The following is an 11,295-nucleotide window of genomic DNA, read 5'->3' as shown; positions in this document are numbered from 1 at the left end:
CGCAAACCGACACAGGTAGGCGAGGAGAGAATCCTAAGGCGCGCGGGAGAACTCTCGTTAAGGAACTCGGCAAAATGACCCCGTAACTTCGGGAGAAGGGGTGCTCTTTGGGGTGAAGAGCCCTGAAGAGCCGCAGTGAAAAGGCCCAAGCGACTGTTTATCAAAAACACAGGTCTCTGCGAAGCCGAAAGGCGACGTATAGGGGCTGACACCTGCCCGGTGCTGGAAGGTTAAGGGGAGCGCTTAGCGGAAGCGAAGGTGCGAACCGAAGCCCCAGTAAACGGCGGCCGTAACTATAACGGTCCTAAGGTAGCGAAATTCCTTGTCGGGTAAGTTCCGACCCGCACGAAAGGTGTAACGACTTGGGCGCTGTCTCAACGAGAGACCCGGTGAAATTATACTACCTGTGAAGATGCAGGTTACCCGCGACAGGACGGAAAGACCCCGTGGAGCTTTACTGCAGCCTGATATGGAATTTTGGTATCGCTTGTACAGGATAGGTGGGAGCCTGGGAAGCCGGAGCGCCAGCTTCGGTGGAGGCGGCGGTGGGATACCACCCTGGCGGTATTGAAATTCTAACCCGCACCCCTTAGCGGGGTGGGAGACAGTGTCAGGCGGGCAGTTTGACTGGGGCGGTCGCCTCCCAAAAGGTAACGGAGGCGCCCAAAGGTTCCCTCAGAATGGTTGGAAATCATTCGGAGAGTGCAAAGGCACAAGGGAGCTTGACTGCGAGACGGACAGGTCGAGCAGGGACGAAAGTCGGGCTTAGTGATCCGGTGGTTCCGCATGGAAGGGCCATCGCTCAACGGATAAAAGCTACCCCGGGGATAACAGGCTGATCTCCCCCAAGAGTCCACATCGACGGGGAGGTTTGGCACCTCGATGTCGGCTCATCGCATCCTGGGGCTGTAGTCGGTCCCAAGGGTTGGGCTGTTCGCCCATTAAAGCGGTACGCGAGCTGGGTTCAGAACGTCGTGAGACAGTTCGGTCCCTATCCGTCGCGGGCGGAGGAAATTTGAGAGGAGCTGTCCTTAGTACGAGAGGACCGGGATGGACGCACCGCTGGTGTACCAGTTGTCCCGCCAGGGGCACCGCTGGGTAGCTATGTGCGGACGGGATAAGCGCTGAAAGCATCTAAGCGTGAAGCCCCCCTCAAGATGAGATTTCCCACCGCGTTAGGCGGGTAAGATCCCTCGAAGATGACGAGGTCGATAGGTCCGAGGTGGAAGCGTGGCGACACGTGGAGCTGACGGATACTAATCGATCGAGGGCTTGACCTATAAGCGGCTTCTTCCGACGGTTATCTAGTTTTGAAGGAATGAATTCTTCTCATGATGCGGAAGTAGTTCAGTGGTAGAACACCACCTTGCCAAGGTGGGGGTCGCGGGTTCGAGTCCCGTCTTCCGCTTTTCCATCATGCGCTCGTAGCTCAATTGGATAGAGCATCTGACTACGGATCAGAAGGTTAGGGGTTCGAATCCTCTCGAGCGCGTTTATTAACTAACTTCAAAAAAAGATATTGACAAAAAAAACAATTAGCGATTATATTTTTATTGCAGTCGTTTCTAAGACAAGTCCTAATGATATTGATCATGCGGGTGTAGTTTAATGGTAAAACCTCAGCTTCCCAAGCTGAAGTCGTGGGTTCGATTCCCATCACCCGCTTTCCTTTATTTTATCGTGAATATCGTATGGATATTGTTCCAGCAGCTCAGCTGGATAGGGCAACGAGCAAAGTCATCTTCGAAATGGCTACGAGTTGTCCCGACGCACCAAGCTTCCTTGAGTAGGCTTGTAGAGGAAGGGACAGCAGGAATGTTGGGGTGTCCTGTTGATTATGTCCCAGTAGCTCAGCAGGATAGAGCAACGAGCAATAGCTTCTTTGAAACAACTGCGAGTTGCCCCGACGCATCGGGCTTCTTCGAATCGGCTTGTAGAGGAAGGGGCAGCGGAATAATGAGAGTGTCATGATTGCTATGTCCCAGTAGCTCAGTAGGATAGAGCAGCGGCCTTCTAAGCCGTCGGTCGGGAGTTCGAGTCTCTCCTGGGACGCCATTTACATACGGAAGGAACGCACGAAGTAGCGTGAAAAAAAGTCTCCTATTGCGAGCGCCGGATCAGAGGGCGCTGTGATAGGAGACTTTCGTTTTTTGATTAAACATATACGGCGAAATCGCACGGAAATCAATCTCCTATCGCGGTTTAGCTGAATTGTGATGGGAGATTTTTTTCTTCCGTACGCAATAGAACCTCTATTTGTCTGGGCCGGGCTTGCCGACCTTTCTCTCTTTTGGCATCGCACGCTTACTGCGATCGCAGAAGCATTTTCTCGTTAATGGAACAGCTGTGTTTTGTCTTGCAAATGAAAACAAATTGAAACGTTCCTTTCGGCGAAAGTTTGTTAAAATGTATAGGATAGAAATAAAATCATAAAACGTGCCATACAATGAACATGCATGGCAAATATACGAGTCAGGTGATCGACATGGGGTTTGAACAGCAACTTGTTCATAAAACATTTTACGAGACGCTCGTCGAGGCGGGGGAACGCGACGTTGTCAGCGCGCTTGGCGATATTTTTTTCACGGCGCATCGGGATGGCGCTGATTTGTCGTCGATTCGCTTTGCCCAAGGGGAAGTGTATTTCCACCGCCGCGACTACGAAGCGGCGATCTTTAAATGGGAACAAGTCCATCACGACGATTTGCGCCCGTGGGCGCAAAAAAATATCGCCGACAGCTACTATGAGCTTGGACGGCTCGAGCTGGCCGAGGAGCTGTACCGTTCGATTGAGACGGAAAGCGAAACGTTGCATGCGGAAATCATTTTGCGCCTGTTTTCGCTCTACCGTGAGTTGGGGGAAAACGCGAAAGCGGATGATATGATTAAGCGCGGTGTGACGTTGTATCCGGATTATCCGAACATGACCGAATGGGCGCGCGCCTTTTTCGAGGAGCAAGGTGATTGGGAAAGCGCCGTCGAGCTTGCTTTAGGAGAGGCGGTGCGGACGTCGGCGCGCCGCTGGGCGGACATCTTGACCGGTTATGTGGAACAAGGACATGCGCGAACGATGGCGCCTGCGCGGTTTTCACGCTGCCTGGCGCTGTTGTACGAAACGGATCGGGTGAAGTTTGAACGGCTTGTGCAGGCGCTATGGAACGGTTATCGGGATGGTGACCTCTATTTTTCGTGGCTCGCGGAGTGGAATCGCCTCTATGATGAGTTGTCGATCGGCCGCGACTACGACTGGAAGCGAATTCCTGGCCTTTTAGGGGAAGCCTATGCAGGATTGATGAAAGGCCCGTACCGATTGAAAGAGTTGGTGGAAGTGGCGCCGCCGCTTGTCAAAAGCTGGGTGAGTTTAGCCGACGGTCCGGAGACAGCGGTGGCCGCGGCTGCCTTGTTGGCGTGGAGCGAGAAATTTCCTGAGGCGTTTGAAGAAGAGACGGTCAACGACGCCGCTAAGCGGCTCGTCCATGCGAAACGGCAAGCTGGGGAAGCGGGTGTGTCGCTATTTGAAGAAATTGCCGATTGGGCGGAAGAACAGCGGGCGGGTTCGCACTTCCGCTTCCGCTGGGTCGTGCGGCAGTTGTCCGATTCGCGGACGCATTGCGTTTTGGTCGCTGGAGCGTCGCGCCATGAACGGTTGGCGTTTTTGCGGACGTTGGTCGGCGAGGCGGCGTTGGCGGCGCCATCTGCGCCGGTGCTGGCATGGAGAAACGGCGGGGAGCTGGAAGTGGCGAAAATCAGCGATGATCAGTTTACCGTTTTCTCGAGCATTGATGAATTTCAACAGGCGGCGGGAGGACGCGCCAACCGATTTCCTGATGATGTTGTCATTGAATGTGCGGCTCCGTTCTCACTCGTGCCGCAAGGGATTGTCTTGCTGGATATCGGGCCGCTCGGCGGGCGCGCTTCATTCGACCATGAAGCGTTCGTATCGTTTTCGCTCGCTGACAGCGTTCTTTTTCTTCTGAACGGCGAGGATCCGCTTTCCAGCGCTGATGAGCAGCTGTTGCTGCGGCTTCATGAGCGGGCGCCGCATGTGCCGATGTACGTGCTGCTTCCTCCGGGCGACGGGATGGTGGATGAAGAGGAGACGGCGCGAATGGTGGAGGAAGTGGAAGCGCACGTTCGTACGATCGTTCCGGAAGCCCGTGTCATCGTCTATTCCCCGCATGCGCCAAGCCGCAAGCAGCAGCAAGCCCTCGTCGGCTGGCTTGAGGAGATGCGCCGATGCGTGTCCCCTGTCCGCCGCGAGGAAGCGATTTTAACGACGATCCGCCAGTTCATCGCTCATTTGTTCCGGCAGCGGGCCGAGGCGGAAAGCCGACTGGCGGAGCTGGTCGTATGGAAAAAAGAAATGGCGGCCAAACTGAGCGGCGCCATTCATCAGCTTGGCGACCTGCAAGAGGAGAAAACGGCCAAAACGGCAAAGTCGTTCCACACCGTCTTGGCGGAAATGCGGGGCGAGCTGTTGACGGCGATTCCCGATCTGTTGCGCAGCATGGCGGATCTTGTGAGCGAAGACAGCGATTTTTCCCGCTTGCATCTTGAACTGAACGACAAAGCGAACGAACGGCTTCGCGCTTACCTTGATGAAGAGGCGCTGCCAAAGCTGCGCCGCGCCATGGAACAGTGGATTGCAGCGACGGAAGACGAATTCAACGAATGCCAGGTGTTTTTGCATGAAATGGGCGAAGGGTTTAACGCCATGTTCGGCCAGGAACGGCTCAAGCTCGAATGCGATTTTCGCATTCTCGCCGATTGGCGGCGCGATACGGATCGGTTGATCAACGGGGTGCAAGTGGGCAAGGTGAACGTTTTCTTGCGGAGAACGCCAAGCCAGCTGCTGTTGAAAGGGGCGGGCAAACTGCTCGGCGCCTTTGCGCAAAACAAGGCGATGCTGGCGCAAAAGTATAAGCAGTTGATCCAGACGCAAGATTACGCTGAGGTGGTGGAGGCGATCATCCAGCAGTTGCTGCTGCCGTTTGAATGGTTTGCCAAATCGCTTGAGCGTGATGTCACTCAATTTTTCCATGCGCCATTGACGGCGCTCGATGAAATGTTGAAACGGCTGGAGCTGGAGATCGCTGCCCAGGAAGGCGAGCTCAAACATATGCGCAAAAACCCTGAGGCGTACCGCGACCCGCTCGTGCTCTTTGGCATTCGTTTGCGGCAATGCGAGCAGCTGGCGCAGGCGGCATCTGCCGCTGTGCAATTGCTGCAGGACGAAAACAAACCAATCCGTTCGGTCTAATGGTTCCGTGCAAAACCGTGCTTGAACGGAATAAGGCTGCGCCAACGGTCGGGTCTGGCCGCTCGTTTGGCGCAGCCTTATTGTTTAGAGCTGGTGAAACCGATTACGCCAGTTCGAATGCCCAGTTGCCGCTGCGGAAAATCGGCTCGCGCTTCCCGTCTTTCGTCACGCCGTCAATGTTCAGATCAGCTGAGCCGATCATAAAGTCGACGTGGACGAGGCTGTCGTTGACGCCGCGGCGGTCGAGTTCGTCTTTGGACAATGAAGCGCCGCTCTTGATATTGGTCGGATACGCCTTGCCGAGCGCCAAATGGCAAGCGGCGTTTTCATCAAACAGCGTGTTGTAAAAAATGAGATTGGACAGCGACACCGGCGATTGGTGCGGCACGAGGGCGACTTCCCCGAGGCGGCGCGCGCCGTCATCGGTGTCAAGCAAGTGCTTAAGCGTCTCATATCCTTGTTCGGCGCTGAAGTCGACGACTTGACCGTCTTTGAACGTGAGCGTAAACCCATCGATCACGTTGCCGTTGTAATTGAGCGGCTTCGTGTTGCGCACCGTGCCGTTGACGCCGTCTTTATGCGGCATGGTAAACACTTCTTCGGTCGGGATGTTGGGATTGAAGCGCACGCCGCTTTGACTCGTCGCCGCGCCGCCGTGCCAGACGTGCCCGTCGACGAGCTCGACTGTGAGATTGGTGCCGGGCGCTTCGTAAACGAGTTGTTTGTATTGCTTGTTGTTTAAGTAATCGACGATGCGGGCGAGCCGGTCGTTATGTTCGCGCCAGGCAGCGATCGGATCGTCATGATCGATGCGGGTGATGCGGAAAATCGCTTCCCATAATTTGTCGATGGCTTCTTCATCGCGCAGATCGCCAAATACTTTTTGCGCCCACGCCGGTGTGGGGACGGAAATGAGCGACCAGCAGTTCCGGTCGGCCATAATGGCGCTCCGATAGTTGGCGAGCGCTTGCGCCGCTGTTTTATTGGCGGTCGCGATCCGCTTTGGATCGACGTCTTTTAACAAGTCCGGATTCGGGGCGTAAATGGATAAAAAGGCAGCGCCTTGTTCGGCGAGTTCTTCCATCGCTCTTGCCCGCCACATCGGATATTCGGAAAACGCTTCCTCTGGGGCGTGGTGAAATTTAATGTATGTAAGCGCCTCGTCGTTCCACTCGACATACACATGCTTTGCCCCGGTTTCGTACGCCGTTTTGGCGATTTTGCGGACGAGCGGCGCCGCCTCGAGCGGGGCGTTGACGAACAGCGTTTGCCCAGGCTGAATGTTGACGCCGACTTTCACGGCCAATTCAGCGTATTTGTGTAACTCGTTTTCCCAGCGATCCATATCGTTCACTCCTTTTTTTGGTGTCAAGTCCACTTTATTACATGACGATGCGTTTCGCAACTTTTTGAACAACGAAACGTGATGACTGCCTAAGGAAAAGAAAGGTGACAACGAGTTGAGTTAGGATTTAAAAAAGCAAACCGGCATAAATCGCTTCTTATCGTCATAATGGTAGTAATGAAATAAATAAGTCATGAAGCTGCACTTTTATTGGCTGCACCGGCATTGTCGTCTTCGTTCGATGGCAATGTCGGTTTTTTTACGGGGGAAACGGTGGGCGGTGGTGTCGTGAGGCAAACAATATAGCGAGGGGGAGAAACAATGAATGGCATCATCTTGGCGGAACTCGTGCTGTATTGTCTTGTGATGGCAGCGCTTGGCTATTGGTATGGGAAAAAGGAGATGAGCCATTCCGACTTTTTGCTTGGCGGAAAAAAACTTCCCGGTTGGGCGCTCGCGTTTTCCGAGCGGGCGACGGGCGAATCGGCATGGCTGCTGCTTGGCTACACGGGGTTTGTGTTTGCGAGCGGTCTTTCCGCGATTTGGGTGGCGGTGGGCATTGTGATCGGCATTATCGGCGCCTGGCTTTTTTTGGCTGACCGGTTTCGCCAAGAGGCGGAGCGGTACGGCGCGCTGACCTTGCCCGGCTATTTGGCGAAACGGTTCAGCGCGCATGGGCAAACGATTTTATGGCTTGCGACCGTCCTTATTTTTAGCTTTATGATGTTTTATTTCAGCGCACAAATTGCCGGAGCGGGCAAGACATTGTTTACCGTTTTCCATATCGACCCAGCGCTTGGCATGGTCATCAGCGTGGCGATTGTCATTATCTTGTCATACACCGGCGGATTTGTCAGCGTCGTCTGGACGGATATGATTCAAAGTGTGCTCATGCTGGCGACGCTCGTGATTTTGCCTATCGTGGCAGTGGTGGAAATTTACAGTGGTGGCTTGTCGATCAGTGAAGCGCTCCATCACGCAAAACCGGGCCTCGATTCATGGACGGGGGGAGTCACTGGATTTGCGCTTGGGCTATTGTTGTTTAACAATTTTGCTTGGTTTTTCGGCTATCTTGGCGGACAGCCACAGTTGAGCGTCCGCTTCATGGCGTTGAAAGACGCCCGCGAGGCGAAAACGGCCAAAACAGTGGCGATCGTTTGGACATTATTGGCGTATGGCGGAGCGTTTTTGATCGGCCTTGCGGCGATTGCCCTTTACCAAGGACAATCATTCACCGATGTCGAGACCGTGCTGCCGCAAATGGTGTTGGACTTGTTGCCGCCATGGTTGGCCGGGCTGCTGTTATCCGGCATTTTGGCCGCCATCGTGACAACGGCCGATTCGCAGCTGCTGGTGATCACGAGCTCCATCAGCGAAGATATTGTCCGCCGCTCGCTGCGCCTCCGCCTGTCGGAAAGGCAGCTTGTCGCGCTTTCCCGCGCGGTGGTGGTCATCGCCGGGCTGCTTGGCTTGGTGCTGGCGATGACATCTGAGTCGCTTGTGTATTTCATTGTCAGTTGGGCATGGGCAGGGATCGGCTGCACGTTGTCGCCGGCGATTTTGCTCTCTTTCTTCTGGAAGCGGTATTCCGGCGTCGGCGTCATCGCAACGATTGTGGCCGGTTTTGTCAGCACGGTCATTTGGATTTCTTCTCCGCTTGAGGCCATCGTTAGCTCGCGGTTTACGACATTTGCCATTGCGCTGGCGGCCGGGGTGCTGTTTAGCCTGTTGTTCCCTGACCGGCAACGGACGAAGTAGCCTGCCACGCGGCTGATACGGATGCCTCCCCCGCGCGTCAGGGGGAGGCATCGCCGTCATGGCTGTTCGCTGTCCAAAAACTGACGCACGATCTCGGCGCATGCCTCTCGGTCGTACCGGTGGTAGAACGTCGTTGCAAACCGAGCCGGATCGCCGAAGAAAAACCGCTCATACAGCGTTTGCCGCGTCCCGAAGGCGCTCATCGCCATATCCCAGGCGAAGCGGAACAGCCGCACCCGTTGTTCGGCGGGAAGCATCGCCGCTTGCAAGTACCGATCCAAATCTGGACGGAGCGGGGAAGAAAAGTCCGCTTCCGTCGGCAGGCAGACAAGCCCGCTGGCGCCAAGCAGCTGAATGATGTCGGCAAAGCGTGGATACAGGCGCTGGTATAAAAAGGCAGCAGCGTAAAGCGGGGCGGCGTCCGGCACCATTGTGCCGCGCCGGTCTGGTTTGGCATGGAGTTCCGAGGCAAGGAGCATTCCCCTGAGCGCCTCCAAAGCAGCGGCGATTTCTCCGATTTTTTCCTGCACATGCTGGTACCCGCCGATTTGGATCGCCTCGCTAAGCAGTTCCACCGCCCCAAGGAAAAACTCGGTTTTGACAATGCGCCGCGCCAACACTTGATGCAGCAGCATAATGGACAGGTGGGTTTCCTCATCCAGTTCTTTGGCAAGCCAGGCGTTTTTGTAGAAAAATACCCGGTCCCAGGGCACAAGCACTTCATCGAATACGACCATGGCATCGATTTCATCAAAGCGCGAGCCAAGAGGGGCGTCAAACGACGAAGTTCCTGCAGCCAACGGCGGCCGGCAAACGAACTTCAGCCCCGGCGTATTGCTCGGGATGGAAAAGGCGTACATGTATTCATCGCCAAGAAGCGTCCCGCCGGCCGGCAAAACGAGCAGTTCATCGGTCATGCCGCCTTGGGTGGCGAGCAGGCGGGCGCCTTTGATGAGGAGTCCGTCCGCTGTTTCACGGACGACTTTGGCGGCGATCGGCCCGCCGTCTTCTTCCATATAGCCGAGGGAGCGGTTCACTTGCGGATTGACGAACGTATGGGTAAAGGACAAGTCATTGGCGACCGCCCGCTCATATAGACGCTCGATATGCTCGGCATAGGACGGGTGCTGCTGTCCAAAAAAGTCAGCCGCAGAGGCAAGTGCCATCACCGCGGTATTCATGTAATCAGGAGAGCGCCCCATCATCCCGGCGGTCAGGCGTGCCCATTCCTGAAACGCCAAGCGCCGGTGTTCGAGATCTTCTTTTGTCATCGGCCGCAAAAACGATGCGCCGGCCAGTTCCCCCGTTGATGTGTGGAATGTCAGCACCGGCTGCTTCGTTGGGTCGTGCTGGGCATCGTATAGACGCGCCTGGCTTCGGATCGCGCCGGCGAAGGCCGGGTGCTCCGACAACTTTCCCACGACCCGCTCGCCGTTGATCCATACATTGGACCGAAGATGGTCAATGCGCTCGATATATTGGGTTCCGTTAATAATGGCCATAGTTTCCATCCCCTTTTTCCGTAAAAGCCGTTTATGACCATTGTATGCGCGCCTAGGAAAAAGGGGAGGGATTCATTCACGGACGAAACAGGCTACTTCCGTCCGGTTGCGCCCGTTTTGCTTGGCCCGATAAAGCGCCTGATCGGCAAGGGAAAGAAGGGACTCCGCGCCTTCATTTGGCTGTGGGACGGCGACGGCGGCTCCGACGCTGACCGTAACAACACAAGCAGCAGGGGAGGAATCGTGCGGAATGGCGAGCCGTTCGACGTTTGCCCGCACCGCCTCAGCGGCAGCCGCTGCTTCGGACGGCGAAGTGTGCGGCAAAATGACGGCAAATTCCTCACCCCCATAGCGCGCTGCCGTCCCGCCGTATTGCTTGGCTGTTTGTTCAAGCGACAAGGCGACTTTGCGCAAACAGTCGTCCCCGCATTGATGGCCGTACGTGTCGTTGAACCGTTTGAACGCATCGATGTCGACCATCATGACGGCAAACGGCGCTTTCTGCCGCTTTGTGCGTTCCCACTCGCTGGCGAGGCGCTCATCGAATGAACGGCGGTTGGCGATGCCGGTCAATCCGTTTTCCTATGGATAAAGACCTAATGCTTAATATTGTGAATGGATCTCGTAGTCATAATTCCACCATAACTTTTTGAATATATTGTGAAATAGTGAGCAAATATGCTCCGCCAGACGAAAAAAACGATTAAGATAAAAGTGTAAAGAACATTTTCTAAAACGAAAGGGGAGAAATACGATGGTTGTCAAATGGTTGCGCGAGCACGTCACAGCGTCGTGGTTGATGATGGTGTTCCGGTTGTATTTAGGGTATGAGTGGGTAATGGCGGGATGGGGGAAAATCACGCAAGGGTTTGACGCCACCGGATTTTTAAAAGGAGCGTTGGCGAAAGCCGCTGGGGAACATCCGGCCGTGCAAAGCTGGTGGGCGGCGTTTATCGAACACGTGGCGTTGCCGAATGTCGGATTGTTCAACGTTCTTGTGCCATGGGGTGAATTTCTCGTCGGGATCGCGCTCATTCTCGGATTGTTTACGACGTTTGCCGCCCTCATGGGAGCTGTTATGAACTTCGCCTTCATGTTCTCAGGCACGACGAGCACGAACCCGCAAATGGTGCTTCTTACCGTCTTTCTCCTCGTCGCCGGGGCCAATGCGGGACGCTGCGGTTTGGACCGTTGGGTGTTGCCATATCTCCGCCATTGGTGGATAAATAAAACGCATCGTCCACACCGTCCGGCTACGGCGCATCAATGACCGCCATCAAGCCGCGTAAGCTGCGCCGGGCTTTCCTCCTTTTCCGAACGGCCGCTCCTTCTCCAACGTGGAAGGGGGTGGTCGTTTGCCGCGTCGGATAAAATGATTGGCTGTTCGAGAAAGGAATTTGGCGAATGACGGCGAAATGATATGCATATGG

The 11,295-nt window shown here is 55.2% G+C and carries 6 protein-coding genes, 4 tRNA genes and 1 rRNA gene (1 of these 11 running past the window's edge); 8 read left to right on the top strand and 3 right to left on the bottom strand.

Annotated features, from left to right (window positions below):
- The 6 genes from GHH_RS10995 to GHH_RS10965 all read left to right on the top strand — a co-directional run.
- Positions 1-1,280: ribosomal RNA gene (locus tag GHH_RS10995) — 23S ribosomal RNA — on the top strand; it begins 1,648 nt to the left of the window's first position.
- A gap of 56 nt (positions 1,281-1,336) precedes the next feature.
- Positions 1,337-1,408: transfer RNA gene (locus tag GHH_RS10990), tRNA-Gly, on the top strand.
- A 10-nt stretch (positions 1,409-1,418) separates the two neighbouring features.
- Positions 1,419-1,492: transfer RNA gene (locus GHH_RS10985), tRNA-Arg, on the top strand.
- A 102-nt stretch (positions 1,493-1,594) separates the two neighbouring features.
- Positions 1,595-1,665: transfer RNA gene (locus GHH_RS10980), tRNA-Gly, on the top strand.
- A 313-nt stretch (positions 1,666-1,978) separates the two neighbouring features.
- A tRNA-Arg gene (locus GHH_RS10970) sits at positions 1,979-2,055 on the top strand.
- A 391-nt stretch (positions 2,056-2,446) separates the two neighbouring features.
- Positions 2,447-5,260, top strand: coding sequence for a lipopolysaccharide assembly protein LapB (locus tag GHH_RS10965; protein ID WP_015375236.1), 2,814 nt, complete (start codon positions 2,447-2,449; stop codon positions 5,258-5,260).
- 103 nt (positions 5,261-5,363) lie between these two features.
- On the opposite strand, the gene GHH_RS10960 is transcribed toward GHH_RS10965, so the two are convergent.
- Positions 5,364-6,605, bottom strand: a complete 1,242-nt coding sequence (locus GHH_RS10960; protein ID WP_015375235.1) for an aminopeptidase — start codon at positions 6,603-6,605, stop codon at positions 5,364-5,366.
- Positions 6,606-6,926: 321 nt separating this feature from the next.
- Here GHH_RS10960 and GHH_RS10955 point away from each other — a divergent pair, with 321 nt between their 5' ends.
- Positions 6,927-8,363 (top strand): sodium/proline symporter, encoded by a 1,437-nt coding sequence (locus tag GHH_RS10955; protein ID WP_015375234.1) that lies wholly within the window; start codon positions 6,927-6,929, stop codon positions 8,361-8,363.
- 56 nt (positions 8,364-8,419) lie between these two features.
- Here GHH_RS10955 and hpaB read toward each other — a convergent pair whose 3' ends face one another.
- Complete coding sequence (hpaB, locus tag GHH_RS10950; RefSeq protein WP_015375233.1) at positions 8,420-9,865, bottom strand: 4-hydroxyphenylacetate 3-monooxygenase, oxygenase component; 1,446 nt, start codon at positions 9,863-9,865, stop codon at positions 8,420-8,422.
- 72 nt (positions 9,866-9,937) lie between these two features.
- Positions 9,938-10,438: a diguanylate cyclase gene (locus GHH_RS10945; protein ID WP_015375232.1), complete on the bottom strand. Its 501-nt coding sequence runs from the start codon at positions 10,436-10,438 to the stop codon at positions 9,938-9,940.
- Positions 10,439-10,619: 181 nt separating this feature from the next.
- Between GHH_RS10945 and GHH_RS10940 the strand changes: the two genes are divergently transcribed.
- Entirely contained in the window at positions 10,620-11,135 is a 516-nt protein-coding gene (locus GHH_RS10940; protein ID WP_015375231.1) for a DoxX family protein, read from the top strand.
- Positions 11,136-11,295: the final 160 nt, after the last annotated feature.

This window comes from Geobacillus sp. GHH01 (genome assembly GCF_000336445.1).
GTDB lineage: Bacteria > Bacillota > Bacilli > Bacillales > Anoxybacillaceae > Geobacillus > Geobacillus zalihae.
This window is presented reverse-complemented; position numbering and strand designations above follow the sequence as displayed.